The following is a 24,582-nucleotide window of genomic DNA, read 5'->3' as shown; positions in this document are numbered from 1 at the left end:
GAGAGCGGCGGCGATGACGGGCGAGCGTGAGTTCCTGCGGAGCGAACTGGTGGCGGTGGCGGAGGCCGTCGTACCTGATCAGCGTTCGGTTGTCACGGGGGACCCAGGGCCGGTGAATCCCGGCGTACTGTTCGATGGGCGCGGGCCGGCCACCGTGTCGCGGGTGACCGTGCAGACCGGCAATCCGCAGGCGCCGGATCCCGCGGCCGAGGTGGAGGCCGCGGCGGCGGCGTTGCGGGCCCGCGGGTGGCGTGCGGACGTCGTACCGCCGGAGAACGGGCACTATCGGGTCGCCGCCAGCCGAGACGGGTACGACGTGGCAGTGCACGCGTGGGCGACGGACTGGCGGATCACGTTCACGGGCCAGACGCCGAAGGTCGAGCGGTAGGTCACCGCGAAGCGCTCGCCGGCCGGCCCATCAGGAAGTGGCGGCGCGTTCGGATTCGCTGCGGAGGATGCAGAACTCGTTGCCTTCGGGGTCCTGGAGGACGACCCAGCCGGTGCCGTCGGGTTCGCGGCGGTCGTGGGCGATGGTGGCGCCGAGCGTGAGGAGCCAGGCGACCTCCTCGTCGCGGGTCGTGTCGGGGACCAGGTCGAGGTGGGCGCGGTTCTTGACGGCCTTCTCGTCGTTGTTCTGCTCGAACAGGACCGTGATGCCGTCGGCGGGGACCGCGGCGTACGGGTCGTCGGGATGGTCGTCGGCGGGGCGCTCCGCCTTCAGGACCTGGAGCCAGAAGCCGGCCAGTTCGTAGGGGTTGTGGGCATCGAACGTCACTGTCCGCACGCGAGAAGTCATGCGCAGAGAGTACGGGCGAAGCGCGGCCGGAGCCTCAGGAATTCTCCGTATCTACCGCGAAGAGCACCCGATCATCAGGCAGCTCCGCAGCGTACGGCGTGAAGCCCGCGGCGATTGCTATCTCGGTGAGCGCCTCGCCGGTCCAGCGATGGACGTGCACATTCATCGGATGACCGCCGTACCCGGACGTCTTGTGCGTCGACTCGGCGCCGACGTGGAACCCGATCAGCAGCACCCCGCCCGGTGCCAGCACCCGGCGGAACTCCGCGAACGCGGTCGGCACCAGCTCGCGCGGCAGGTGGATGATCGACCACCACGCCACAATCCCGCCGACCGACGCGTCCGGCAGGTCGAGCGCCGTCATCGACCCGACGCGGAAGTCCACCTCGGGATGCGCCGTGCGCGCGACCTCGACCATGCCCGGCGACACGTCGACGCCGACCACCGCCAGACCGCGGTCGTGCAGCGCCGCCGTGACCCGCCCCGGCCCGCACCCGACGTCCAGCACGGTCAGGCCCCGGGATGGCAGCAGACCGGCGAGGAGGTCGAGATCCTCGACCTCCCCGGGCGCCCCGTCCTGCACCATCTCGGCGTACGAAACGGCGACGTTGTCGTACGAACTGCTGATCTCGGCCAGTACGTCGTTCACGAGAAGGACCCTAGACGGGCGCTCCGACAGAAATCAGGCCTTGCCGAGCGACTGCGTCTGCCGCCCGAGCCCTTCGATCTCCAGCTCCATCGTGTCGCCCGGCGACAGGTACGGGAACCGGCCGGACAGCGCGACGCCCTCCGGCGTACCGGTGTTCACGATGTCGCCCGGGCTGAGCACCATGTACTGCGAGAGGTCGCGGATCAGCGCCGCCACCGAGAAGATCATGTCCCGCGTGTTGGAGTCCTGCCGCGGCTCACCGTTCACCCAGGACCTCAGCTGCAGGTTCTGCACGTCGTGGACCTCGGAGGCCGGGATCAGCGAGGGCCCGAGCGGGTTGAACGTCTCGCAGCACTTGCCCTTCGACCACTGCCCGCCCGAGACCTCGATCTGGAACGCGCGCTCGGACACGTCGTTCGAGACCGTGTACCCTGCGACGCAGGCAAGCGCCTCTTCGTCGGTCTCGACGTACCGCGTCTGCTTGCCGATCACGACCGCGAGCTCGACCTCCCAGTCGGTCTTCGCGGAGCCGCGCGGGACGAGGACGTCGTCGTTCGGGCCGACGACGGTGTTCGGGTGCTTGAAGAACACGATCGGCTGCTTCGGCGGCTCGGCGCCGCCCTCGGCCGCGTGGGCCGCGTAGTTCATGCCGATGCAGACCACCGCGCCAGGGCGGGCGATCGGTGCGCCGACCCGCAGCCCCTCGACGTCGGCCGCGGGCAGGTCGCCGGCGTCGAGCGCGGCTCGGGTCCGGGCGATGCCGTCAGCGGCCAGGAAGGCTCCGTCGATGTCGCCACCGGTTTCAAGAGTCAGCGGGGTCAGATCGTGAACGGTACCGTCGGCGGCGCGCACATACGGGCGCTCCTCACCGACCGCGCCCAGGCGGAGCAGTTCCACAGGTGTCTCCTAGGACTCTTTGTCGAAGATCGGCCGCAGCCGGCCGCGGGAGGCCTCGATGTGCGATCGCATCGCCGCAGCCGCCTCCTCCGCGTTGCCCTTGCGGACGGCAGTCACCACTGCCTTGTGCTCTCGCAACGCCTTCGTCGCGATGCCGCCACCGTAGTACAGCCGGAACAGGTGCAGGTGGCAGTGTGTCCGCTGGAAGGACAACCGGGCGGTCTCGTTGCCGGACAGCTCCAGCACCAGGTCGTGGAACCGCTGGTCGTGCGCCGCCATCGCCCGGTAGCTCTCGTACGACGGACGATCCGGTACGTCGGTGTAGCTGAGCATCTCCGCCTTGAGCCGGGCCAGGTCGTCGTCACCCGCCCGCTCCGCGGCCCGTCCGGCCGCCCACGGCTCGATGTGCAGGCGGTACTCGAAGAGGTCGTCGAACTCGTCGCGGGTCAGCCGCGACGACACCCGGTACCCGCGCAGCGGCTCCTTGATCACGAGGCCGTCGGACTCCAGCCGGGCCAGCGACTCCCGGATCGGGGTCTGGGAAATGCCCAGCTCACGGGTTAGTGCATCGATGTTCAACCGGGTGCCCGGCTCGACCACGCTGTCCATGATCAGGCCCTTGACGGTCTCGTAGACGTCGTCGCTCAGCACCTGCCGCTGGGGCAGCCGGGCGAGCTGACCCGCCAGGCCCACATGCGCATCAGTCACTGTCGCTCCTCCCGGGAGAGCCATTCTGCCCGACTCGCGGTCCGTCTTGACGCGTCCAGTGTGAAGCGGGAGCATCAGGATCGCAATATCCTATAGGATCTCGGGAGGAAACTGTGAGTACGGCGATCGTCCGGGCAGAGGCGTACCTGGTCGACCTCGAGGTCGAGACCGTTCGGACCGACGCCGTCCAGGCGTTCCTCAAACAGGAAACCGTGTTCGTCCAGCTCACGACGGCGGACGGGCTGACCGGCCTCGGGTACTCGTACACGATCGGCACCGGCGGCACCGCCGTACTCGCGCTGCTCCGCGACCACCTGCTGCCGCGGCTGGTCGGCGCGGACGCGCGCAACGTCGAGGCCTTGTGGTCCGATCTCTTCTGGTCCACGCACGCGACGACCGTGGGCGCGATCACCTCGCTCGCGCTGGCCTCGGTCGACACCGCACTGTGGGACCTGCGCTGTCTGCGCGCGGGCGAGCCGCTCTGGCGGTTGGCCGGCGGGTACCGGCAGCAGGTGCCGCTGTACGACACCGAGGGCGGTTGGTTGCACCTGACAACCGACGAGCTGGTCGCCGGCGCCCTCGCGTCCCAGAAGGCCGGCTGGCCGGGCGTGAAGCTCAAGGTCGGGAAGCCGCGCGTCCACGAGGACCTGGAGCGGCTCCGCGCGGTCCGGGACGCGGTCGGGCCGGCGCTGGACATCATGGTCGACGCGAACCAGTCGATGACGTACCCGGAAGCTCGCCGGCGAGCGGCTGCCTTCGAGGCCGTGGACCTGAGCTGGTTCGAGGAGCCGTTGCCGGCCGACGACCTGACCGGTCATGTCCGGCTCGCGGAGTCCACGTCGATCCCGATCGCGGTCGGCGAGTCGCTGTACTCCGTCTCGCAGTTCCGCGAGTACGCCGCGGCCGGCGGCGCCGGGATCATCCAGGTCGACGTGGCCCGGATCGGCGGCATCACGCCGTGGCTGAAGGTCGCGCACCTGGCCGAGACGTTCAACCTCGAGGTCTGCCCGCACTTCCTGATGGAGCTGCACGTCAGCCTCACGGCCGCCGTACCGAACGGCCGGTACGTCGAGCACATCCCGCAGCTGCGGGCGATCACGTCGTCCGAGATGGAGATCGTCGACGGGCACGCGGTCGCCCCCGACGTACCCGGTCTCGGGATCAACTGGAACCAGGACGCCATCGACGACCGCCGGGTCGGATGAGAAGGTACGGCGCATGAGCAGAGTCGACGCACACCACCATGTCTGGGATCTGACCGTCCGCGAGCAGTCCTGGATGACCGGGCCGGAAATGGACCCGATCCGGAAGAACTTCTCGATCGCCGACCTGGCCCCGCTCGCCGCGGCCGCCGACGTCACCGCGACCGTCCTGGTCCAGACTGTCGGTCTACTCGAGGAGACCGTCGAGTTCCTGGAGATTGCCGCCGGCAACGACCTGGTGGCCGGCGTGGTCGGCTGGGTGGACCTCACCGCGCCCGACGTGGCGGACACGCTGGCGTCGCTGCTGGCCCGCCCGGACGGCTCGTACCTGAAGGCGATCCGCCACCAGGTCCACGACGAACCCGACAACGACTGGCTGCTGCGCCCCGACGTACAACGGGGCCTGAACGCCGTCGCCGACGCCGGCCTGGCCTACGACCTGCTCACCAAAACCCCACACCTCCCCGCCGCAATCCAGACAGCCCGCAACCTCCCGCAACTGACCTTCGTCGTCGACCACATCTCCAAGCCAGTCATCGGTGACCCGCTGGAACCCTGGGCCACCCAACTCCGAACTCTGGCCGCCCAACCCAACGTCACCTGCAAACTCTCCGGCATGGTCACCGAAGCCGACTGGACCACCTGGCAACCCAAAGACCTCCAGCCCTACGCCGACGTAGTCCTGAACGCCTTCACCCCCAACCGAGTAATGTTCGGCTCCGACTGGCCCGTCTGCCTCCTCGCTGCGTCCTACGCCGACGTCGTCGCCGCGGCGGAAACCCTCACGTCCACCCTCACTCCAACCGACCGAGAAGCCATCTTCACCACCACCGCCACCCGCACCTACAACCTGTAGATTCCGGCCATCTGGGGAGGATTTTCTCCCCGAATCGGGCAGAAATCCTCCCCAACCAGGAGGCGCGAGATGGAGGTATGGCATGCGGGTGCGGGGGGGGGTGCGGGCGCCGGGTGCGTTCCAGCGGGCGGTCGGCCCGTCGGCGATCGATGCGATCTGCCGGCGGGCGTTCGGCAGCGTTCCGCTGGAGGCGGTCGAGCTCGGGTACGGGTCGTACAACAGCGTGTACCGGATCGAGCTGAGCGGGTGGGCCGAGCCGGTGATCTTGCGTGTGGCGCCGGAGGAACGGATGCAGTTCGCGTCCGAGCAGCGGCTGATGCGCAACGAGTACCTGAGCGTCTCCTGGCTGACTGCGATCGCACAGTTGACGCCAAGGGTGCTCGCCGTTGATTGGTCGCACGAGATCGTCGACCGGGACTGGATGATCCAGAGTCGTCTTTCCGGTGTCCCGGCACCGGAGCAGCTGGGCCGCTATCCGCGGTCCGGGCGTACGACCTTCTTCCGTCAGCTCGGTGCGATCGCCCGAACCGTGCACGACGTACGCGGGCCGTACTTCGGTCGTGTGGCCGGACCGTCGTACTCTCGCTGGAGTGAGGCTGTGATCGCGTCACTGCTCCAGATTGCCGACGATCTCGAGCAGTTGGGGCTGGACGCTGCGGACGTCCGGCAGGCTGCCGACGCGGCGACGCATGGTCGGGCCACCTTGGACGAGATCCGCGAACCGCGACTGCTGACGGGTGACCTGTGGACGGCCAACTGTCTTCTCGATGCAGATGCGCCCGAGCCGTTGATCTCCGGCGTACTGGACTTCGACCGCACCGAGTTCGGCGACCCGGCCGCGGACTGGACCATCCGCATGGCCCAGGCGAAACAGGACGAGCGGGAGGCGTTCTGGGATTCGTACGGCGCCCTGGACCGCTCGCCGGGCGCCACCTGGCGCGCGGCGATCTACGAAGCCCGCCACCTCGCCGCGATCCGCCTGGAACGCCACCGCCTGAACAAGCCCGACGCGGTCCGCCAAACCTACGACTCGATGTCGAAGATCCTCGCCGCACTGACCTAGGCCTCAGCTACGGCGGCCCGCGCGGACTGCGAAGTCGTCGAGGGTGGTGATCACCTCGCGCGCGATCCATCCGCGGTCGCGCTTTCCTGTCGAGACCGACAGTTGGTTCGCACCTCTCACGTATATAACTTTCTGCAAACAAAGCTATATAAGCGGCGAGGGGACGAACTCGACGCGGACGCCGAGGAGGCGGATGGGGCGGTTGAGGGTGAACTTTTCGAGGATGGAGAGGGCTGTGGTGGCGACCAGCTCGGGGTCCTGGGTGGAGGACTTCAGTTTGCGGCTTTTGATCGGGGTGTAGAAGTTGATGAAGCGGACCTTGACCGAGACGCGTTGGACGGTGCGGCCTTCGGCCACGACCTCGCGGGTGACCTCGAGGGCGATGCGGCGGAGTTCGCGTTCCACGTCAGGACGCTCGACGAGGTCCGACGGGAAGGTTTCCTCGTGGCTGCGGGAGACCGGTTCGCGGGGGACGTCGGTGAGTTGGGTGTCGCCGAGGCCGCGGCCGAGGGCGGCGTACCAGGTGCCCATGTTGGGGCCGAAGCGCTTCTTGAGGGTGTCGACGTCGGCGGCGGCCAGGTCGGCGACCGTGGTGAGGCCGAGTTCGTTGAGGTTGTGTTCCATCCGGGCGCCGATGCCCCACAGGTCGCGGACCGGGCGGTGGTCCATCACCTCGCGCCAGTTCGCGGCGGTCAGCCGGTAGATCCCGTTGCCGTCCCCGGACGTGTTGGAGAGTTTCGCGAAGTTGGTGGCGAGTTTGGCGCGGGTCTTGTTGTCACCGATGCCGACGCAGCAGGTCAGCCCGGTCCGCTCCACCACCGCGGCCCGGAACTCGGCGGCCAGTGTCTCCGGGTCATCGGTCTCCGCGCCGACGAAGCACTCGTCCCAGCCCCACACCTCGACCACCACCGGGAACGTCCGCAGCGTGTCCATCACCTCGGCCGACGCCGCGTCGTACGCGGCCGGATCCGACGGCAGGAACACCGCGTCCGGACACTTCTTGTACGCCGCCCGCACCGGCATCCCGGACCGTATCCCGAAGGCGCGGGCCTCGTACGACGCGGTGGCGACGACCTGTCGTGGCAGGGTCGGATCGCCCGATCCACCCACCACGACAGGGAGCCCGCGAAGCTCAGGCCGGCGCCGGATCTCGACGGCCGCGATGAACTGATCCATGTCCACGTGCAGGACCCACCAGCTCATACCCCACAGGTAACCACATCAGCTGGACGCGCTGGAGTACGTCAGCACCCCGCGCCGCCAAACCAGCCGTACCAGCAGCAAGGCCACCACGGACAGCCCGATCCCGAGTGCCACCGGTGACCACCCGAGGTCGCCCGCCAGCGCCCGTACCGGAAACGTCGTCGCGAACGCCACCGGGAACGCGAACGTCAGGAACGTCCGCACCGCCACCGGGAAGAACACCAACGGGTATCGTCCGGCCTCCACCAGGCTCAGGAACACGATCCCGATCGGGTTCACCGACTGCAGCCAGAACGCCAGGAAGGCAAGCGCCGACCACACACTCGTGAGCAGCACCAGCCCGCAGCACATCAGTACGAAGGCCTGCACGACCTGCCCCGGCCCGAAGCTGATCCCGGCCTGCACCAGCCCGATCACCAGTACGACGATGCCGCTGGCAACGTTCGTCAGCTCCGCGACGTTGATCCACCGCAGGGTCAGGTAGAACTGGCTCGAGACCGGCCGCAGCAGTACGCCGTCCAGCTCGCCCTCGGTGAGGTACGTCGTCATCCGGTTCAGGTTCGGCGCGACGAACGTGGCGATCAGCCCGGTGACGATCTGGAACACGCCGACCAGCGCGATCGCCTCCGCCCGCGACCACCCGTGCACCTCGGACGTGAACCCGAACAGCAGCAGCGTCGGCACGATCCCCAGCCCGAGCTGCACCAGCCCGACGAGCAACGTGGTCAGGAAGTGCGCCCGGTAGTGCGTCTCGCGGACGACGGCCTGCAGGAAGAACCGCCGCCACAGCTTCACATGCAGCCGGATCCTCATGCGCCCACCGCCGAGTACGCGCGGATCCCGGCCGCCCAGACGGCCCTGGCGAGGATGCCGAGCACGACGACGTACCCGAGCTGGAAGCCGAACCCGGTCAGCAGCTCCCGCCCCGTCAGCTGACCCGCGACGATCTCGACCGGGAACGACACCGTGTACCGGAACGGCTGGTGGTCGACGAATCCGCGCGACCAGGACGGCATCAGCGCCAGCGGTACGACGGCGCCCGACAGCACGCCGGAGATGATCACGCGGGCCTGCACCAGCGCGCTCACGTCGTCCATCCAGAACGCCAGCGACGCGATCAGGATGTCGATCGTGAACACCAGCACGGCGCCGAGCAGGATGCTGACCGCGAACAGGACCCAGTGCCCCGGGCCGGCCGGGATCGTCATCGAGTCCCGGAAGATCCACCACACGATCCCGATCATCGGCACCAGCGCGATCAGCTTCAGGAACTTCTCCGACAGGTTGTTCGCGACGAACCCGACCAGCAGCGACGCCGGCCGGATCATCCAGCTGGACAGCTTCCCGAGCCGGATGTCCTGCGCGAGGAACCCCGCCATCCACGACGAGGTCGCCATCGTGACGAAGCCGAGCAGCACGAAGTACGTCGTCACGTACCGCTCGTCGACCGGCAGGTGCGCACCGCTCGCGAGCGCAGTCCGCCAGATCAGCAGCGAGATGATCGGTACGCAGATGTTCGCCAGCATGAAGATGATCCACGCCGCGCGGTACACGGACTGCTGCGCGATCTCCGCCGCCGTCATCCGCCGGACGATGCGGAGGTTGCGGACGACCGTGCTCATGAGCCGTCTCCCAGCGTGCTGCGGTGCAGGAACAGGTCGCGCATGATGTCCTCGATGTCGGCGTCCGCGACATCGAGGTCGACGAGCGGGCCGAGCCGGATCAGCTGCTCCATCACCGCACCGGCGCGTTCCCGTTCCGCCTCGAGCTCGACGGTCGGCCCGGAGGTCTCGACCCCGGTCACCCCGTCCAGCGCCGCCAGCCGGGAGGCGTCGACCGGCGTCGCGTACGTCGCCCGGACCAGCTTGCGCGGCCGCGCCGTACGAACCAGATCGTCCAGCCCGCCGTCGAACTGCAGCCGGCCGTGGTCGATGATCATCACCCGCGAGCAGAGCGCCTCGATGTCGTCCATGTCGTGGCTGGTGATCAGGATCGTGGTCCCGCGGAGCCGGTTGACGTCGGCCAGGAACGAGCGGACGCGGGCCTTCGCGACCACGTCCAGCCCGATCGTCGGCTCGTCCAGGAACAGGATCTCCGGGCCGTGGACGAGCGCCGCCATCAGTTCGAGCTTCATCCGCTCACCGAGTGAGGTCTTCCGGACCTGCACGTTCAGCAGGTGCTCGACCTCGAGCAGTTCGGCGAGCTCGGCGACGTTGCGGTCGAACACCGCGGTGGACAGGCCGTACATCTCCTTGTGCAGCAGCAGGCTCTCCATCGCCGGGACGTCCCACCACAGCATGGTCTTCTGGCCCATTACCAGCGCGATCCGGCGCAGGTAGTCCGGTTTGCGGTCGGACGGGGTGTGGCCGAGCACCTCCAGGTCGCCGGAGGTCGTGTAGAGCAGACCGGACAGCATCTTCAGCGTGGTCGTCTTGCCGGCGCCGTTCGGGCCGAGCAGTCCGACGACCTCGCCGCTGCCGATCGTGAACGAGATCTTGTCGACAGCCAGCCGGGTCTCGTACGTACGCCGTACCAGGCTCTTCAGCGCGCCGCCGAGTCCGGCGCGCTGCTGATGGAACGTGTAGGTCTTGGTCAGGTCTTGTGCCGCGATAACAGGCGTCACGGAATGCACCGCTTTCGAGAGAATGTCGGGACCGGGCAGCGTCAACGCGCAAACGCGCAGAGCGCAGGCCACGCACCTCGACCGAGCTCAAACCTTGTCTCGGCGAGGCGTCGACATCGCTCCCTGTGGGTCCTTCCGACGTGCGGCTGCCACCTCCACGGTATTCCGATCTGGAAAGCGTCGTCCAGCAGGTTTTCAGCGCTGGAAGGCGTCCCGGTGCGCGGCGACCCAGTCCGCGAACGTCCGCGGCGGCCGGCCGAGAACCTTCTCGACGGTGTCCGTCGCCGCCGCCATCACGCCCTTCGCGTAGCGGTCCATCAGCGCGTTCGCGAACGCCTCCGGCAGACCGTTGGCGACCATCCCCCGGACGGCGGCTTCCGCCGGGACCTCCTGGAACTGCAACGGCAGGCCGAGGACCGTACCGATCACGTCCACCAACTGCCGCTGGGTCAACGCCTCCGGCCCGGTGACCGCGAGCCGCTGCCCGTCCCACCTGTCGTCGGTCAGCACCTCGGCCAGTACGGCGGACACGTCGGCCTCGTCGACCAACGCCTCGGCGAAGTCGGCGTACGGCGCCCGGACGACATCGCCGTACCGGATCTGCGCCCCGAACAGGCCGACCGTGTTGGCCGCGAACGACGTCGGCCGTACGGCGACCCACGGCAGCCCGCCCGCCACGACCGCGGCCTCGACCTCCCGGTTGCGGTCGCCGTTCCACCGGGACGGCTGCAGCGCCGGATCGTCGTCGACGTTGATCGCCGACATCACCACCACCCGCCGTACACCGTTCTCAGCCGCGAGCGCGACCAGGTCCGCGGCCTGCTCGCCGACCGCCCGCGGGTGCACGAACAGTACGTCGACGCCCTTCAACGCGGGCGCCACGGCTGCCAGGTCGCCGAGGTCCGCCGCGAACCGCTCGACGCCCGCCGGCACCTCCGCCACCGAACGCCCGACCACACGAATCGCCGCCCCACGCTCGGCGAGCGACGAAACCACAGGTCGCCCAACCGTCCCCGTCCCACCGGTGATCAGAATCATCGTCAGCTCCTAAGTATGAGTCCCGTATATTATGATTCCCATACTAACTGACCTGATCAGACAGCTCCCTAAAGGCTCTTGCGCATCTGCTGCGAGGTCACGGCGTATCCGAGCGAGTTGTACAACGCGATCGCCGACGGGTTGTCGCCGAACACGTTCAGCTCCAGTTCGTCGTGCCCGCGGCGCCGGCACTCCTCCTCGCCGGCGAGCATGATCGCCCCGCCGTATCCCTTCCTGCGATGGTCGGGCGACACCTCGATGCTGTACACGAACGGCAGCCGCGACCGCGTACTGATCCACAGAGTGCCGACCGGTACGTCGTCCGCGAACGCGACCCAGATCAGCTGGTGCTCGGTGTCCGGGCCGTCCGGCAGCAGCTTCTCGGTCTCCTGGTACGAAGCCTTCAGCGCCTCGTCCGCGGCCAGCCCGTTGGCCGCTCCCATCGCCGCTGCGAACGAGGTCGCGAGGTGGTCCTTCCACTCCGGGTACTCGGCAGCTGACATCGGGCGAAGTTCTACTCTCGGCGCGCTCACACCCTGACCTTGGGCCTCCGCCGGTCTGCCTTAGCCTGAGCGGCATGGAGTTGACGTTGGAGGTCGCACAGAAGCTGTTGGCGGCGCAGCCGTTCAGTGTGCTGGTGGGGGCGCGGGTGACTGCGTTCGGGGACAGCGGCGCGACGTTGGAGGTCGATGTTCGCGAGGATCTCCAGCAGCAGAACGGGTTCCTGCACGGCGGCGTACTTGCCTATGCCGCCGACAACGCGATCACGTTCGCGGGCGGCGCGGCGCTCGGCCCGGAGGTCCTGACCGGCGGGTTCACGATCAGCTACCTTCGTCCCGCCCAGGGACAGATCCTTCGGGCAGTGGCGAAGGTTGCCCACTCCGGCCGCCGCCAGGCGACCTGTACCTGTGAACTCACGACGATCGACGACGCCGGTACGACGGTCCTCTGCGCGATCGCTCAGGGCACCGTCGTCGCCCTGAACCGATGATGACCCGGGTCCTCGTCACCGGAGCGAGCGGGTACGTCGGCTCGCGGCTCACGCCGTACCTGAGATCCACGGGATGCTCGGTGATCGCGTTCGGCCGAACTCCCTCCAACGATGCCGACCTCAACAGGACCGGAAGCTTCACCAGCCCCACCGACCTCGCGCTGCTCGACGACGTACCCATCGACGTTGTCGTCCATCTGGCCGGAGTCACGGGTGCGGCGACCGAGGGCCGACGCCGTCGCGGTCAACGGCGAGGGGACCCGCCTGCTGCTCCGGACCATGATCGACCGGGGCGTGCGCAGGTTCGTGGTGGCGAGTTCGATCGCGGCTGCGGGCTGCCTCACCGAGGGTTTCCTGCCGCGGGAGCTACCGATCCCCGCGGACCATCCGTGCCTGTCCGCGAACCCGTACGGATTCTCCAAGTACGTCGTCGAAGAGCTGGCGCGGTACCTGGCCCGCACCGACGAAACCTTGGAATTCGACCTGTACCGGCTCGGCGTGGTCGTCGACGAACCGGATCACCAGGTCGACCTGTCCGCCGTGCAGCTCCCGTTCTGTCAGCTGGGCACCGTCTCGATCGCCACGGTCGCCGAACGACTCACCCGCACGATCGTGGCTCCTCGCGGTCCCGGCGTCCGACTCGAGAACCTCGTCTCAGCCGAGATCCCGTCTCGCTACCCGACGGTCGAGACCCTGACCGCTGTCCTCGGGGAGCAGGTCCGCGACCTGGACCTGAGCGCCTACCGCCGCCCCGGAAACGAGCGGGCCGGCCTCTGGGCCGTGCCCGAGAGCACCTGAACCTCTCACTTGAAGCTGGAGAGGAAGGTCTTCAGGATCGGGCCCGCCGTGTGGGAGCCGGAGGCGCCGCCCTCGACGATGACCGCGAACGCGACGTCGCCGCGGTAGCCGGCCATCCAGGCGTTGGTGGTGACCTTGCCGTTCACCACGACCTCGGCGGTACCGGTCTTCGCCGCGACCGCGCCGTTCCCGGCGAGCACGCTCGCGGTACCGCCGGTCACCGTCGTCCGCATGAACGTCTGGAGCGCCGCCACCGTCGCCGCGGGCAGTGGTGAGGCAGCCGCGCCGGCCGCGTCCTTGCCCGGCACCAGTACGGGCTTCATCGCCGTACCGTGGTCGACCGTCGCGGCCACCAGCGAGATCGCCAGCGGGCTGGCGGTGACCGTGCCCTGGCCGATCATCGACGCGGCCTCCTCGACGTCGTCCTTCGGCGCCGGCACCTGACCGCCGTACGCGCCGACCGACAGGCCCAGTTCGCGGCCGATGCCGAACATCGCGGCGGCCTTCGTCATCGCGTCCTTCGACAGCTTCGCGTGTTGCGAGATGAACGCGGTGTTGCAGGACTCGTTGAACGCCTTCTGCATCGTGCCCGCGCCGTACGCCGTCAGACCGTCGTAGTTCTTGAAGGTCTTGCCGAACACGTTGATCGTCGGGGTACACGGAAGCGGTGTCGTCGTGGTCTCACCGGCACCGAGCAGTGCGGCAGATGTGACGATCTTGAACGTCGAACCCGGCGCGTACCGGCCCTGGAAGGCGCGGTTGTAGTTGGTCGACTGCGGGCCGTTCGCCGCCGCCAGGATCTGCCCGGTCGACGCCTGCACCGCGACCAGCGACGCCGGCAGCTTGCTGGTCGCGAGCGCGGCCTCGGCGGTCTTCTGCATGTTCGTGTCGATGGTCGTCTTCACCGGCTTGCCGGCGGCGCCCTGCTGGGTGAAGACGGTCTTGATGGTCAGCTTCGTCTTGCCGTCCCGCAGCGCGACCGTGCCGCCCGGCGTACCGGCGAGCTGCTGCTGGAACGCGTACTGCAGGCCTGTCGTGCCGACCTGGTCCTGCGCCGAGGCCGTCGGGCCGGCGTTCTTCAGCGTGTCCACGGTCGCGGTGTTCATGGTGCCGATCAGCGACCTCGCGAACGTCGCGGTCGGCGGCAGCGACTGGGTGCCGCCCATCGTCAGCACGCCGGGCAGTGCGCTCATCTTCGGCCGCAGCGCGTCCCACTCCTCGGCGCGGATCGTGATCGCGTCCACGAACTCGCCGGCCGGCGCCGCCTTCGCCCGCGCCGCGAGCTTCGCGCCGTCCACCTGCAGGTACTGCGTGAAGGCCGCGTAGGTGGCCGCGGTCGCCTTGGTGCCGGACGCGACGCCGACGATCACGACCTGCCGATTCGTGGTCAGAGCGACGCCGTTGCGGTCCAGGATCGACGCCCGGGCCGGCAGCGCGCGGACCCGCTTCAGGTAGTTGTTGTCGCCGAGTCCCGGGTAGATGGTGTCGCCGGAGGCCTTGATCTTCCAGGTGCCACCGGTCTTCACCGCTGTCGCCGTACTCGTCCACTTCATCGTGCCGATACCGCGCAGCTGCGCCTCGACGGCCAGGTCCTGCGTGCAGTTGCTGCCGTCCGAGCACTTCGGGTTGTTCTGCGGGGTGACCGTCACGGTGCTCGCCACCAGCGCGCTGTCGACGCCGTCGAGGCGCTTGGCGAACACGGTCGGGTTGTCGGTGAGCGCGCCGGCCGCGTCCGGTTTCCCGTTCGGCGCCCACGCCTTCACCCAGGCGTCGGCGAACTGCTTGATGACCGCTCCGGACGCCTTCTGCTCGTCGTTCCCGGAGTTGCCGCCGGACTTGCTGCCCGAACAACCGGCGGTGATCAGCAGACTACTCAGGCAGACGATGGCAGTGGTTCGCTTCACGTTCCCAACTCTCGCACGACGACGGATGGACACCGGGACACGGCCTTCGGCGTGTGGCTACCTCGGAAACCTACTCAACCTTCCCAAGTACGACGCCGGCAGCGGCTCCGGAGTTGGCCGCAGAGCCGGCCTGAATCGGGACCAAGACGATCGGCGAATTGGTCTGCCGGACTCTGGAACCGCGTTCCACGGCCGCCTCGCGCGGCGTATTCTGCTCCCTTGTGACCCGCCTTGCGCTGCACAGCCGCCTGATCCCCGGAACCGAAGAGGCCTACGAGACCGAGCACGCCCGCGTCTGGCCGGAACTGATCACGGTGATGCACGCCGCCGGGATCAGCGACTGGTCGATCTGGCGCAGCGGCCGGGACCTGTTCCACCTGGTCGAGTCCGACGACTACGAGGCCGCGGTCGCGTACCTCCGCGACAACCCCACCGACCAGCGCTGGCAGCAGCACATGAGCCAGTTCGTCGAGGGCTTCGCGGAGAATCCCGAAGGCGTCGCCGGCCAGTCGCTGCGCCACGTCTGGACGATGAGCGAGCAGGGCGACTAGGGCGGTCCTGCGTGCATGCACAACCCGCCTGAATAGCCCCGATCCGGCTCCTGACGCGGGGTTATGCGTGCGTAGCGGACCACATCTCCCAGACCAGCACCTCGGCCCCGCCCGGTCCGGCGGTCAGCCGGCCGCCGTCGCCGGTCAGCCGTACGGCATCCGCCGTTCCAAGAGCAGCGCCTTCGAGGGTCGCCGTACCGGTGGCGACGAAGACATGCAGGTACGGCGCACTCGGTAGCTGGATCGTGCCGGCCGTGCTCAGCCGCGCGACGGACATCCCCGCCGCCGGCTGGTTGATCCGGATCGCGGTCGAGGACGCGTGCTTGGCCAGCCCGGACGCCACCGGGACCAGTTCGCCGGTGGACAGGTCGAGCTCGGCCTGTTCGTACGACGGCGGCAGGTCGAAGCGGTCCGGGCGTACCCACATCTGGACGTAGTGCACCGGGTCGGCGCCGTCGTTCCACTCGGAGTGCTGGATGCCGGAGCCCGCGGTCATCCGCTGGGCGAGCCCGGGATGCACCTCGCCGCTGTTCCCCTGCGAGTCCCGGTGTGCCAGCGCGCCCCGCAGTACCCAGGTGACGATCTCGAGGTCCTGGTGCGGATGCGTACCGAATCCGGTGCCGGGGGCAACCGTCTCGTCGTTGTGGGCGAGCAGGAAGCCGAACCCGACGTTCGCCGGGTCGTAGTGCGGCCCGAACGAGAACGAATGCCGCGAGTCCAGCCACTCGTTGGCCGTCCGGAACCGCTCGTCCGCCTGATGGATCTCCACAGGCTCTAGTAATACCCCTAAAAACGGACTGCGCCGCTCGGTGGGCGACGCAGTCCGGTCTACTGGGTGAGACGCTCGATCAGCCCGTCGGGTTCCCGTTGTCGGAGCCGAGCGTGGCGGTGACCGTCTGCTGCTTGCCGCTCCGGGTGACGCTGAGCTTCACCTGATCGCCCGGGCGGTGCGAGCGGACCGCGGCGACCAACGCGTCCCCTGACGCGATCGCCTTGCCGTCCACAGCGGTGACCACATCACCTGACTGCAGACCGGCCTTGTCCGCCGCACCGCCGGACGTGACCTCGCCGAGGCGTGCTCCGTTCGTGAGCCCGTCGGAGGACTGCGCGTCGCCGACCGTCACACCGAGCCGCGCATGCGTGGCCTTGCCCTTGGCCACCAGCTCGTCGATGATCGGCTTGGCCTGGTCGATCGGGATTGCGAAGCCCAGGCCGATGCTTCCGCCTGCGGATTGTCCCGATCCGCCGGCGGTTTTGATCGCGCTGTTGATACCGACCACCTGGCCGGCGAGGTCGATCAGGGCGCCGCCGGAGTTCCCCGGATTGATCGCGGCGTCCGTCTGGATTGCTGGGAAGACCGTCGTACTGTCCTGCTGCTGCGCATCGCCGGACGTCACAGGGCGGTTCAGCGCCGAGACGATCCCGCTCGTCACGGTCGCCTCCAGCCCGTACGGCGAGCCGATCGCGACCACGCCCTGGCCGACCGCGAGCTTGCCGCTCTGGCCGAGGGTGGCCGGCGTCAGGTCGGTCGCGTTCGCGTGGATGACGGCGAGGTCGGTGAGCGGGTCGGTGCCCTTGACCGTGGCCGGTACCGTGCGGCCGTCGTTCAGTACGACGGTCAGCGTCGCGCCCTGCCCGGCGCCGGAGACCACGTGGTTGTTCGTGACGATCAGGCCGTCCTTGCTGATCACGATGCCCGACCCGGTCGCCTGGCCCTGCTGGCTGGCGACCGCGATCTTCACCACGCTCGGCAGCACCTTCGCGGCCGCGCTCTGCACGGTGCCGTCCGGCGCCGACGCGGGAGCCGCCTGGTTGCCGTTCAGCGGAGCGGTCACCGACGGGATGTTCGTGGAGTGGTCGTTGCTGGCCGAGTACACGGCCGCGCCGCCGACGCCGCCCGCCGTACCGACCAGGAGCGCGACCAGTGCCACGGCTGCCAGACCGGCCCGGCGCTTCGGCTTCTCCGCGGTGGCTGTCGCCTGCTGCGGGCCGAGGGGCCAGTTCGGGCCCGGAGACGTCCCCTGATGCGTCCCCGGTGCACCGAACTGCGGGTAAGAACCCCCACCTGAGGGGTACTGGCCCTGCGGCCCCTGCGGCCCCTGCGGCCCCGAGTCCAGCCGCGGCTGCCCGCCTTGCGGCGCGTACTGCTGCTGCTGATGCTGCCCGTACATCGGCAACTGCTGCGTCCGCTCCGGCCCTTGCGGTCCCTGCGCGTTCTGGCCGGGTTGCGGCTGCGGCTGCTGCGGCTGGTTCTCGGTCATGGCACGTACTTTGTCCGCTGGACCTGAAAGCCGCCTGAAGATCCCCTCGGAGTGACCGAAGAACTCCATGAAGATCCTCTGAAGGACCTGTCAGGCAGCTCTCAGCGAGTCTGGGTGGCCGCGTGCGGCAGCCACAGGGTGAACTGCGCACCCGCACCCGGGGCGTTCCGGGCGTAGATCATGCCGCCGTGTAGTTCTGCGGCGTGCTTGACGATTGCCAGGCCCAGGCCGGAGCCGGGGCGGCTGCGGGCCTCGCTGGAGCGGTAGAAGCGGTCGAAGACGTGGGGGAGGTCCGCCTCGGCGATGCCGGGCCCGGAGTCCGTCACGGTCAGTACGCCGTCCAGCAGGCGGACCGTCACGTGGCCGACGGGTGGCCCGTCGGTCCGTTGTTCGGCGCCGTCGGGGACGCTGTACTTCGCGGCGTTGTCGAGCAGGTTCATCACCGCACGGCCGAGCAGCCGCTCGTCACCCCAAACCGGGAACGGCGTTATCTGCACGTCCCACTCCAGCCCGGGTGCGCGCCGACGTACCTTGATCACCGCGTCCTGGACCACGTTCGAGAGCTCGATCAGCTCCGCGTTCGGCACCTGCGGAGTGTCGCGGGCCAGTTCGGTGAGGTCGCCGATCAGTTGGGTCAGCTCGTCCATCTGGGCGCGTACGTCGTCCAGCAGCTGCTGCCGGTCCTCGGGCCGGAGCCCGCCGCGCTTGTCCGCCTGGGCGAGCAGGTCGAGGTTGGTGCGGACGCTGGTCAACGGCGTACGCAGCTCGTGGCCGGCGTCGCCGACGAGCCGCCGTTGCCGGTCGCGGGACTGCGCGAGCGCACCGAGCATCGCGTTGAAGGCCACTGCCAGGCGGGAGATCTCGTCGGTACCGGTGACCGGGATCGGCTTGAGGTCCTCGGTCGCGGCGACGTGTTCCACCGCGCCGGTCAGTCGCGCCAGCGGGCGCAGGCCGGAGCGCGCCACCGCGTTCCCGGCGAGCGCCGCCCCGATCACGCCGATCAGACCGAACGCCCACAGCACGATCCCGAGGTTGTGCAACGTCTGATCAATCGGCCCCAACGACTGCGCCACGACGAGCGCACCAGGTTGGAGGAAGCGGGAATCGTTCTGGCATGCCTCCGTCGATTCGGCGGGGCAGTAGCTGGCGGCCACTGCGACAACCCGGAAGTGCGGGCCGTTCCGGACGCCGACGGTTCGCAGATTGGGGTGCGAGCTCTGCGTCTGGGCGATCTCGAGCTCCTGCTGGCCCATCGGCGGGAGCGTGCTCCGGCGGGCGCCGAACGTCTCCCCGTCCTGGGTGATGATCCCCACCTGGATGTCGCTCAGCCCGAGCGCGTCGGGCGGGATGTTCTGGAGAATTTCGAGGTTCGTCAGCACGCGTTTTTGGGCCGCCTGGCTGGCGCGCAGGACCAGGCTGTTGTCGAGGTTTTGGTACATCTGCTGGCGTACGGTCACGTACGCCGCCACGCTGACGATGGCCACCGCCAGGCCGACGGCTACCGCGGCGAGGAGTGTGACGCGGGCGTGCAGGCTCAGCTTGTGGAGGGTCTCGTTCCACCAGGTCTGGGTGCGTGCGGCCGTCGCCGCCACCCGATTGCCGTTTCCGTTGCTGTTGGCAACAGGCTGATCCGGAACCGGCGGTTGTGGTGGCTGCTGCGGACCGTCGGCGTACGACGGGAAGTCCTTGGGGTGTTGCTGGCTCACGGTGGGGTGTCTCTCAGCACGTATCCGATGCCGCGCACGGTGTGGATCAGGCGCGGCAGACCGTTCACCTCGGTCTTGCGGCGCAGGTATCCGATGTAGACCTCGAGCGAGTTCGCGGTGGTCGGGAAGTCGTAGCCCCAGACCGCGTCCAGGATGACCGCCCGCTCCAGAACCCGGCGCGGGTTGCGGATCAGCAGCTCGAGCAGCGAGAACTCGGTACGGGTCAGCTGGATCGCCACGTCGCCGCGGTGCACCTCGTGCGCGTCGACGTCGACCACGAGGTCGCCGTACTGCAGCACCTCGCCGCGCTGGCCGCTCTCACCGGGAGCGGTGCTGCGGCGCAGCAGGGCGCGCAGCCGGGCCAGCAGTTCCTCGAGCGCGAACGGCTTCGTCAGGTAGTCGTCGCCGCCGGCGTCCAGACCGTCCACCCGGTCCGCGACCGCGTCCCGCGCGGTGAGCACCAGGATCGGCACGTTGTTGCCCGCGGCCCGCAACGCCTTGGTGGTCTCCAGCCCGTCCAGCCGCGGCATCATCACGTCCATCACCACGACGTCCGGCTCGACGTTCCCGATCACCGCGAGCGCCTCGGCACCGTCGGCCGCGGTCACCACCTCGAAGTCGTTGAACTCCAGCGAACGGCGCAGCGAGTCCCGGACCGCCCGGTCGTCGTCCACCACCAGTACCCGCATTTCAGCCCCGCTCCGCTCGAAGTTCCGCCACCGAGAGTAAGTCGCTTCTGTGAGAATCGCCTGAGAACCCGCTGATGGCTCGCACAACACCTCCCGGACACCTTAAGTTGCCACCCGTGGACGTTCTGGAATGAGGGCGCGTTCGCCGGCAGCCTCCGCAGTACGACGGACCTCGCGAGCGCCTCGCTGAACATACCGTTCGTGAACTCGCAGACCGGCCCGTTCCACGTCGAGGGCGCCGAGCCGGGGGACACCCTGATCCTGCACTTCGTCGAACTGACGCCCGCCCGGACCGCCACGCTGCAGGACCCGCTGCCGGAGCGGACCTGGATCTACGAGGTCGACAACGCACGGCAGACCGTCGGGTTCCAGCCGCAGGCAGCAGGTTCAGCTGAACTGCGGTACGACGTACTCGGCGTAGCGCTGCAGTGGCTCGTGGTCGTACGCGACCCCAGGGATGTACGAGATCACGTAGTCGATCCCGGCCTCGGCCAACCGCTCGATGTGCTCGCTGAGCTCCTTCGTCGTGATCACGTCGGCGAGGACGTGGGGTGTCCCGCCGGAACCGATCTCGAGGAACTCCTCCAGGCTGTACCGCCCACGGGCCTTGGCTGTCGCGGTCTCCAGATCGGCTCCGGGCGCGATCGGGAAGATGTTCAGGCTGGTCGACTTGATGATCTCGTCGTAGTCGCGGCCGAGCTCCTCGCAGTGCCTCCGGAGGATCGCCAGCTTCCGCTTGATGACGTCGACCTGTCCGGTCCCGAAGTTGCAGGCGTCGCCGTACTGTGCAACCAGTCGCAAGGTGACGCGTTCACCCCCGCCGCCGATCCAGAGTTTGGGTTTGCGCCGCGGGACGACGTACGGCTTGTCAACCGAGTGGTACTGCCCCTGGAACACCACGTCGTCCTCGGTCCACAGCCGGTGGAGCAGCTCGACGGACTCGACGAACGAGTCCATCCGCTCCTTCTGGCTCGTCCACGGGTAGCCGTATGCCTTCCACTCGTGTTCCGACCAGCCGGCACCGATTCCGGCGTACATGCGGCCGTGGCTGGCGACGTCGACGGTGGCGGCCATCTTGGCGAACAGGGCCGGGTTGCGGTACCCGTTGCAGCCGACGAGCTGGCCCAGGTTCACTCGCGACGTGTCACGCGCCAGGGCAGCCGTGGTCGTCCACAGCTCGAAGACGGTCGACCGGACCGGCTCCGGGACGGTGTGGAAGTGGTCGAAGAGCCAGATCGAGTCCCACGGACCTGCGTCGGCTGCCTTGGCCACAGCAGTCATGGCCTCCCACTGCTCGACCGGGTCCGCCAGCTCCACCAGATCCATCCGCCAGCCCTGCGGGACGAAGACACCGAACTTCATGCAGTCCTCCTCGAGACAGCGACCCCGGCCAGGCACAGCGCACCGCCGGCCAGCGCCAGCACGGTCGGAGCCTCACCGAGCAGCAGCCAGCCCAGCACGATCGCGACAACCGGCACTGCGTACACGGTGACCCCCATTCGCCCAGCACTCGTACGCCGGAGCGCAAAGGCCCACGTGGTGAACCCGAGCGCGGTCGGGAACGCCGCCAGGTACACGATCCACCAGATGGTCGCCGCGTCGGCGGCGCGTACCTCGTTGACCAGAGCGGGCGCGAAGGGTAGACACACGACCGCTCCGATCGTGCAGGCGAGCCAGGTGACCTCGGCGGCAGGCAGACGGCTTAGGAGCGGCTTCTGGGTGACCACGCCGACGGCGTACGAGATCGCGGCGACGACGCACAGGACGACGCCCCACGTCTCGGCGCGGCCGCTGGAGGTCGACGTACCGATGACGACGATGCCCGCGAACGCGACCAGGCCGCCGATCACCAGTTGCCGCGGGAAGCCCTCGCCGAGGCCGAGGCCGGCGAGCACGGCGATCAGCAGCGGGGCGATGTGGACGAGCATGGCGGCCGTACCGGCGTCGAGGCGGCGTTCGGCCTCGTTCAGCGCGAGGTTGTAGACGCCGAACCACAGCACGCCGCAGGCGATCAGCGGTAGCCAGTCTCGTTGGGCGGGCCATCGACGTACGGCGGGACGTGGCCGAGTCAGCAGCAGCGCGCCGAGGAAGATGCTGCCCAGACCGAGGCGGGCCAGGGAGAGGGCGCCTGCGGAGATCTCGGTGCCGACGTGCCGGATGGCGACGAAGGACGACGCCCACAGGACGACTGTGACGGCGGCGGCGCCGGAGGCGAGGCTCAGCCGGGACGAGGCGTCGATGCGGATGGTCACGCCCACTACTGTAGGAACAGGATCTGCGGCTATCCATGGCAGATCGGAGCCTAGGAGGCGGTTTTGCTTACCGAACCGAGAAGCCAAGTGCTGGATGAGCTCAACACCAGGATCTTGAAGGAGCTCACCGCGGATCCCCGGCTGCGGACCACCGAGCTGGCCCGCCGGCTCGGGGTGTCGACGCCGACGGCCCGCGAGCGGGTCGGGCGACTGGAGGAGTCCGGCGTGATCCGCGGGTACCGCCTCGACGTCGACCCGGCCGCGCTCGGCCGGCCGGTCGCGGCCTGGGTCCGGCTGCGTCCCGGGCCGAATCAGATCCCGAAGATCGTCGCGCTCGCCGAGCGCACCCCCGAGGTCGTCGAGTGTCACCGGATCTCCGGCGAGGACTGCTTCCTGATGCGCGTCCAGGTCGCCGAGATCGCCGCACTGGAGAACGTCCTCGACAAGTTCCTGCCCCACGGCCAGACCACCAGCTCGTTCGTGGTCTCCACCCCGGTGCTGCCGCGGTCGGTCCCACTGGGCGGACCTGGGGCACTCACCAACACGGCCTAGCGCCCCGCTCACGCCGCAGCGCGGCGTGGGACGAGCGCCCCGAGCGACTTGGTGAGTGGCGGAGATCCGCGGACCGAACCCGACCACCACCCGGAGTGGTCCACATCACTAGTCTGGTGGCGATTTCAGCGACGTTCCCCGGAAGGACCTGGACCATGGCTGTCCGCAGAGTTGCCCTGCTCACCGCCGGCGGGCTTGCGCCCTGCCTGTCGTCCGCCGTCGGCGGGCTGATCGAGCGCTACACCGAAGTGGCGCCCGACGTGGAGATCATCGCCTACCTGAACGGGTACCACGGCCTGCTCAGCGGCCGGTTCCTGACCGTCACGCCGGAGGTGCGGGAGAAGGCGTCCCTGCTGCACAAGTTCGGCGGCAGCCCGATCGGCAACAGTCGGGTGAAGCTCACCAACACCGCCGACCTGGTCAAGCGCGGCCTGATCCAGGACGGCCAGAACGCCCTCCAGGTCGCTGCCGAGCGACTGGTCGCGGACGGTGTCGACGTACTGCACACGATCGGCGGTGACGACACCAACACCACCGCCGCCGACCTCGCGGCGTACCTGCAGGAGCACGACTACAACCTGACCGTGGTCGGGCTGCCGAAGACCATCGACAACGACGTGATCCCGATCCGGCAGAGCCTCGGCGCCTGGACCGCGGCCGAGCAGGGCGCGCTGTTCGCCCGCAACATCATCGGCGAGCACAGCTCGAACCCGCGGATGCTGATCGTCCACGAGGTGATGGGGCGGAACTGCGGTTGGCTGACCGCGGCCACGGCCCAGGCGTACCAGCAGTGGGTCGACGAGCAGGAGTGGAACCCGGGCATCGGCCTGGACAAGGGCGGCTGGTCGGTGCACGCGGTGTACGTGCCCGAGGCAACGATCGACCTGGACGCCGAGGCGGAGCGGCTGCGCACGGTGATGGACGAGGAGGACTGCGTGAACATCTTCCTGTCCGAGGGCGCCGGCGTACCGTCGATCGTGGCCGAGCTGGAGGCCCGCGGCGAAGAGGTCGGCCGGGACCCGTTCGGGCACGTCAAGCTGGACACCATCAACCCGGGTGCGTGGTTCGCGAAGCAGTTCGCGGAGCGGATCGGCGCCGAGAAGACGATGGTGCAGAAGAGCGGCTACTTCAGCCGTTCGGCCGCGGCCAACGACCGCGACCTCGCGCTGATCAAGGAGTGCACCGACTACGCCGTCGACGCGGCGCTGCGCGGTGAGTCCGGCGTGGTCGGCCACGACGAGGAGCGCGGCGACGAGCTGCGCGCGATCGAGTTCCCGCGGATCGCCGGTGGCAAGGAGTTCGACCCGGGCGTGGAGTGGTTCGTCTCCCTCAAGTCGGACATCGGTCAGTCCTGATCGCGGAGGCGGTCGACCAAGGCGTCGGCCGCCTTCGTTACCTGGACGAGGTCAGTGGATCTCGGCCTTGTCCGGGAGCACGGTGTTGATCACCATGCCGACGACGCTGATGATCAGCGCGCCCCACAGGGCCGGCCAGAAGCCGGCCACGTGGAACTGGACGTCCAGCTTGCCGGTGATCCAGGACGTCAGCCAGAGCATCACGGCGTTGATCACGAAGGTCAGCAGGCCGAGCGTGAGGATCAGGAAAGGGAAGGACAGCACCTTCACCACCGGCTTCACGATCGCGTTCACGATGCCGAAGATCGCGGCCACGATCAGCAGCGTGACCACCCGGCGGGTGGTGGTCGCGCCCTCCAGGGTGATTCCGGACACCAGCCAGCTCGCCACCGCCAGGGCGACCGCGTTCGCCAGCAACCTGATGATCAAGTTCTTCATACCGTCGATCCTCCCACTCAGGCGGTAGCACCACTCTCCGTACACACCCT

The 24,582-nt window shown here is 68.7% G+C and carries 27 protein-coding genes and 1 pseudogene; 10 read left to right on the top strand and 18 right to left on the bottom strand.

The features are described from left to right. The first annotated feature begins 13 nt into the window (after nucleotides 1-13). Entirely contained in the window at nucleotides 14-388 is a 375-nt protein-coding gene (locus tag JOF29_RS23070) for a hypothetical protein (RefSeq protein ID WP_209696565.1), read from the top strand. A gap of 30 nt (nucleotides 389-418) precedes the next feature. Here JOF29_RS23070 and JOF29_RS23065 read toward each other — a convergent pair whose 3' ends face one another. Genes JOF29_RS23065 through JOF29_RS23050 form a run of 4 tightly spaced genes read right to left on the bottom strand, consistent with a single transcriptional unit; the run spans nucleotide 419 to nucleotide 3,050 of the window. Further along, entirely contained in the window at nucleotides 419-796 is a 378-nt protein-coding gene (locus JOF29_RS23065; protein ID WP_209696564.1) for a VOC family protein, read from the bottom strand. A gap of 34 nt (nucleotides 797-830) precedes the next feature. Further along, nucleotides 831-1,445 (bottom strand): class I SAM-dependent methyltransferase, encoded by a 615-nt coding sequence (locus JOF29_RS23060; RefSeq protein WP_209696563.1) that lies wholly within the window; start codon nucleotides 1,443-1,445, stop codon nucleotides 831-833. A gap of 33 nt (nucleotides 1,446-1,478) precedes the next feature. Next, the gene (locus tag JOF29_RS23055) at nucleotides 1,479-2,342 is read right to left on the bottom strand and encodes a fumarylacetoacetate hydrolase family protein (protein WP_209696562.1); all 864 of its coding nucleotides are present in this window, start codon (nucleotides 2,340-2,342) and stop codon (nucleotides 1,479-1,481) included. 9 nt (nucleotides 2,343-2,351) lie between these two features. Continuing rightward, nucleotides 2,352-3,050: a GntR family transcriptional regulator gene (locus JOF29_RS23050; RefSeq protein WP_307863624.1), complete on the bottom strand. Its 699-nt coding sequence runs from the start codon at nucleotides 3,048-3,050 to the stop codon at nucleotides 2,352-2,354. Nucleotides 3,051-3,163: 113 nt separating this feature from the next. On the opposite strand from JOF29_RS23050, the gene JOF29_RS23045 reads away from it, so the two are divergent. The 3 genes from JOF29_RS23045 (at nucleotide 3,164) to JOF29_RS23035 (ending at nucleotide 6,171) form a co-directional block, all read left to right on the top strand. Continuing rightward, nucleotides 3,164-4,255, top strand: coding sequence for a mandelate racemase/muconate lactonizing enzyme family protein (locus tag JOF29_RS23045; RefSeq protein WP_307863623.1), 1,092 nt, complete (start codon nucleotides 3,164-3,166; stop codon nucleotides 4,253-4,255). 13 nt (nucleotides 4,256-4,268) lie between these two features. Then, nucleotides 4,269-5,108, top strand: coding sequence for an amidohydrolase family protein (locus tag JOF29_RS23040; RefSeq protein ID WP_209696560.1), 840 nt, complete (start codon nucleotides 4,269-4,271; stop codon nucleotides 5,106-5,108). An 82-nt stretch (nucleotides 5,109-5,190) separates the two neighbouring features. Further along, nucleotides 5,191-6,171 carry a phosphotransferase family protein gene (locus JOF29_RS23035; protein ID WP_209696559.1) on the top strand — a complete coding sequence of 327 codons (981 nt, stop codon included), beginning with the start codon at nucleotides 5,191-5,193 and terminating at the stop codon, nucleotides 6,169-6,171. 144 nt (nucleotides 6,172-6,315) lie between these two features. Here the strand turns inward: JOF29_RS23035 and JOF29_RS23030 are convergent, their stop codons facing one another. The 6 genes from JOF29_RS23030 to JOF29_RS23005 form a co-directional block, all read right to left on the bottom strand. After that, complete coding sequence (locus JOF29_RS23030; protein ID WP_209696558.1) at nucleotides 6,316-7,374, bottom strand: DNA polymerase IV; 1,059 nt, start codon at nucleotides 7,372-7,374, stop codon at nucleotides 6,316-6,318. Nucleotides 7,375-7,392: 18 nt separating this feature from the next. Next, nucleotides 7,393-8,187 (bottom strand): ABC transporter permease, encoded by a 795-nt coding sequence (locus tag JOF29_RS23025; protein ID WP_209696557.1) that lies wholly within the window; start codon nucleotides 8,185-8,187, stop codon nucleotides 7,393-7,395. After that, entirely contained in the window at nucleotides 8,184-8,996 is an 813-nt protein-coding gene (locus JOF29_RS23020; protein ID WP_209696556.1) for an ABC transporter permease, read from the bottom strand. The genes JOF29_RS23025 and JOF29_RS23020 overlap by 4 nt, the downstream gene beginning before the upstream one ends. Then, nucleotides 8,993-9,997, bottom strand: coding sequence for an ABC transporter ATP-binding protein (locus JOF29_RS23015; RefSeq protein ID WP_307863622.1), 1,005 nt, complete (start codon nucleotides 9,995-9,997; stop codon nucleotides 8,993-8,995). Before JOF29_RS23015 ends, JOF29_RS23020 begins: the two co-directional genes overlap by 4 nt. Nucleotides 9,998-10,192: 195 nt before the next feature. After that, the gene (locus JOF29_RS23010; protein ID WP_209696555.1) at nucleotides 10,193-11,035 is read right to left on the bottom strand and encodes an NmrA family NAD(P)-binding protein; all 843 of its coding nucleotides are present in this window, start codon (nucleotides 11,033-11,035) and stop codon (nucleotides 10,193-10,195) included. A gap of 68 nt (nucleotides 11,036-11,103) precedes the next feature. Continuing rightward, nucleotides 11,104-11,538 (bottom strand): GNAT family N-acetyltransferase, encoded by a 435-nt coding sequence (locus JOF29_RS23005; RefSeq protein ID WP_209696554.1) that lies wholly within the window; start codon nucleotides 11,536-11,538, stop codon nucleotides 11,104-11,106. Nucleotides 11,539-11,612: 74 nt separating this feature from the next. Between JOF29_RS23005 and JOF29_RS23000 the strand changes: the two genes are divergently transcribed. From JOF29_RS23000 to JOF29_RS22990, 3 genes and pseudogenes are all read left to right on the top strand, one after another. Further along, nucleotides 11,613-12,026, top strand: a complete 414-nt coding sequence (locus JOF29_RS23000; RefSeq protein ID WP_245359378.1) for a PaaI family thioesterase — start codon at nucleotides 11,613-11,615, stop codon at nucleotides 12,024-12,026. Next, nucleotides 12,023-12,184: pseudogene (locus tag JOF29_RS46035) on the top strand (NAD-dependent epimerase/dehydratase family protein); the annotation flags it as partial. The gene JOF29_RS23000 and the pseudogene JOF29_RS46035, both read left to right, overlap by 4 nt. Before the next feature lie 55 nt (nucleotides 12,185-12,239). Continuing rightward, nucleotides 12,240-12,824: an NAD-dependent epimerase/dehydratase family protein gene (locus JOF29_RS22990; protein ID WP_209696553.1), complete on the top strand. Its 585-nt coding sequence runs from the start codon at nucleotides 12,240-12,242 to the stop codon at nucleotides 12,822-12,824. A gap of 5 nt (nucleotides 12,825-12,829) precedes the next feature. Here JOF29_RS22990 and JOF29_RS22985 read toward each other — a convergent pair whose 3' ends face one another. Further along, entirely contained in the window at nucleotides 12,830-14,728 is a 1,899-nt protein-coding gene (locus JOF29_RS22985) for a penicillin-binding transpeptidase domain-containing protein (protein ID WP_209696552.1), read from the bottom strand. Between the two features lie 221 nt (nucleotides 14,729-14,949). On the opposite strand from JOF29_RS22985, the gene JOF29_RS22980 reads away from it, so the two are divergent. Beyond that, complete coding sequence (locus JOF29_RS22980) at nucleotides 14,950-15,279, top strand: L-rhamnose mutarotase (RefSeq protein WP_209696551.1); 330 nt, start codon at nucleotides 14,950-14,952, stop codon at nucleotides 15,277-15,279. Nucleotides 15,280-15,340: 61 nt separating this feature from the next. Here JOF29_RS22980 and JOF29_RS22975 read toward each other — a convergent pair whose 3' ends face one another. From JOF29_RS22975 to JOF29_RS22950, 6 genes are all read right to left on the bottom strand, one after another. Continuing rightward, nucleotides 15,341-16,048, bottom strand: coding sequence for a pirin family protein (locus tag JOF29_RS22975; RefSeq protein ID WP_209696550.1), 708 nt, complete (start codon nucleotides 16,046-16,048; stop codon nucleotides 15,341-15,343). Nucleotides 16,049-16,127: 79 nt separating this feature from the next. Continuing rightward, nucleotides 16,128-17,540: a S1C family serine protease gene (locus tag JOF29_RS22970; RefSeq protein ID WP_209696549.1), complete on the bottom strand. Its 1,413-nt coding sequence runs from the start codon at nucleotides 17,538-17,540 to the stop codon at nucleotides 16,128-16,130. Between the two features lie 101 nt (nucleotides 17,541-17,641). After that, complete coding sequence (locus JOF29_RS22965; protein WP_307863619.1) at nucleotides 17,642-19,246, bottom strand: sensor histidine kinase; 1,605 nt, start codon at nucleotides 19,244-19,246, stop codon at nucleotides 17,642-17,644. Next, nucleotides 19,243-19,935 carry a response regulator transcription factor gene (locus JOF29_RS22960; protein ID WP_209696548.1) on the bottom strand — a complete coding sequence of 231 codons (693 nt, stop codon included), beginning with the start codon at nucleotides 19,933-19,935 and terminating at the stop codon, nucleotides 19,243-19,245. The genes JOF29_RS22965 and JOF29_RS22960 overlap by 4 nt, the downstream gene beginning before the upstream one ends. Before the next feature lie 387 nt (nucleotides 19,936-20,322). Then, nucleotides 20,323-21,297 carry a TIGR03560 family F420-dependent LLM class oxidoreductase gene (locus JOF29_RS22955; protein WP_209696547.1) on the bottom strand — a complete coding sequence of 325 codons (975 nt, stop codon included), beginning with the start codon at nucleotides 21,295-21,297 and terminating at the stop codon, nucleotides 20,323-20,325. Beyond that, a complete protein-coding gene (locus tag JOF29_RS22950; RefSeq protein WP_307863618.1) occupies nucleotides 21,294-22,187 on the bottom strand; it encodes a DMT family transporter in 894 nt (297 codons plus the stop codon). The genes JOF29_RS22955 and JOF29_RS22950 overlap by 4 nt, the downstream gene beginning before the upstream one ends. Nucleotides 22,188-22,274: 87 nt before the next feature. On the opposite strand from JOF29_RS22950, the gene JOF29_RS22945 reads away from it, so the two are divergent. Next, nucleotides 22,275-22,739, top strand: coding sequence for an Lrp/AsnC family transcriptional regulator (locus JOF29_RS22945; protein ID WP_307863617.1), 465 nt, complete (start codon nucleotides 22,275-22,277; stop codon nucleotides 22,737-22,739). A gap of 155 nt (nucleotides 22,740-22,894) precedes the next feature. Beyond that, nucleotides 22,895-24,094 carry a pyrophosphate--fructose-6-phosphate 1-phosphotransferase gene (locus JOF29_RS22940; protein WP_209696545.1) on the top strand — a complete coding sequence of 400 codons (1,200 nt, stop codon included), beginning with the start codon at nucleotides 22,895-22,897 and terminating at the stop codon, nucleotides 24,092-24,094. A gap of 51 nt (nucleotides 24,095-24,145) precedes the next feature. On the opposite strand, the gene JOF29_RS22935 is transcribed toward JOF29_RS22940, so the two are convergent. Further along, nucleotides 24,146-24,532, bottom strand: a complete 387-nt coding sequence (locus tag JOF29_RS22935) for a phage holin family protein (RefSeq protein WP_209696544.1) — start codon at nucleotides 24,530-24,532, stop codon at nucleotides 24,146-24,148. Nucleotides 24,533-24,582: the final 50 nt, after the last annotated feature.

Origin of the sequence: Kribbella aluminosa, from assembly GCF_017876295.1 — a bacterium.
GTDB classification, from domain to species: Bacteria; Actinomycetota; Actinomycetes; order Propionibacteriales; family Kribbellaceae; genus Kribbella; species Kribbella aluminosa.
The sequence above is the reverse complement of the archived record's forward strand: the minus strand, read 5'-3'. Positions and strand labels throughout refer to the sequence as shown.

Excerpts from the sequence above, each read along its gene's own strand:
- JOF29_RS23070 (WP_209696565.1), top strand. The coding sequence starts at position 14 with ATGACGGGCGAGCGTGAGTTCCTGCGGAGCGAACTGGTGGCGGTGGCG.
- JOF29_RS23065 (WP_209696564.1), bottom strand. The coding sequence starts at position 796 with ATGACTTCTCGCGTGCGGACAGTGACGTTCGATGCCCACAACCCCTAC.
- JOF29_RS23040 (WP_209696560.1), top strand. The coding sequence starts at position 4,269 with ATGAGCAGAGTCGACGCACACCACCATGTCTGGGATCTGACCGTCCGC.
- JOF29_RS23035 (WP_209696559.1), top strand. The coding sequence starts at position 5,191 with ATGCGGGTGCGGGGGGGGGTGCGGGCGCCGGGTGCGTTCCAGCGGGCG.
- JOF29_RS23030 (WP_209696558.1), bottom strand. The coding sequence starts at position 7,374 with ATGAGCTGGTGGGTCCTGCACGTGGACATGGATCAGTTCATCGCGGCC.
- JOF29_RS23025 (WP_209696557.1), bottom strand. The coding sequence starts at position 8,187 with ATGAGGATCCGGCTGCATGTGAAGCTGTGGCGGCGGTTCTTCCTGCAG.
- JOF29_RS23020 (WP_209696556.1), bottom strand. The coding sequence starts at position 8,996 with ATGAGCACGGTCGTCCGCAACCTCCGCATCGTCCGGCGGATGACGGCG.
- JOF29_RS23010 (WP_209696555.1), bottom strand. The coding sequence starts at position 11,035 with ATGATTCTGATCACCGGTGGGACGGGGACGGTTGGGCGACCTGTGGTT.
- JOF29_RS23005 (WP_209696554.1), bottom strand. The coding sequence starts at position 11,538 with ATGTCAGCTGCCGAGTACCCGGAGTGGAAGGACCACCTCGCGACCTCG.
- JOF29_RS23000 (WP_245359378.1), top strand. The coding sequence starts at position 11,613 with ATGGAGTTGACGTTGGAGGTCGCACAGAAGCTGTTGGCGGCGCAGCCG.
- JOF29_RS22970 (WP_209696549.1), bottom strand. The coding sequence starts at position 17,540 with ATGACCGAGAACCAGCCGCAGCAGCCGCAGCCGCAACCCGGCCAGAAC.
- JOF29_RS22960 (WP_209696548.1), bottom strand. The coding sequence starts at position 19,935 with ATGCGGGTACTGGTGGTGGACGACGACCGGGCGGTCCGGGACTCGCTG.
- JOF29_RS22955 (WP_209696547.1), bottom strand. The coding sequence starts at position 21,297 with ATGAAGTTCGGTGTCTTCGTCCCGCAGGGCTGGCGGATGGATCTGGTG.
- JOF29_RS22940 (WP_209696545.1), top strand. The coding sequence starts at position 22,895 with ATGGCTGTCCGCAGAGTTGCCCTGCTCACCGCCGGCGGGCTTGCGCCC.
- JOF29_RS22935 (WP_209696544.1), bottom strand. The coding sequence starts at position 24,532 with ATGAAGAACTTGATCATCAGGTTGCTGGCGAACGCGGTCGCCCTGGCG.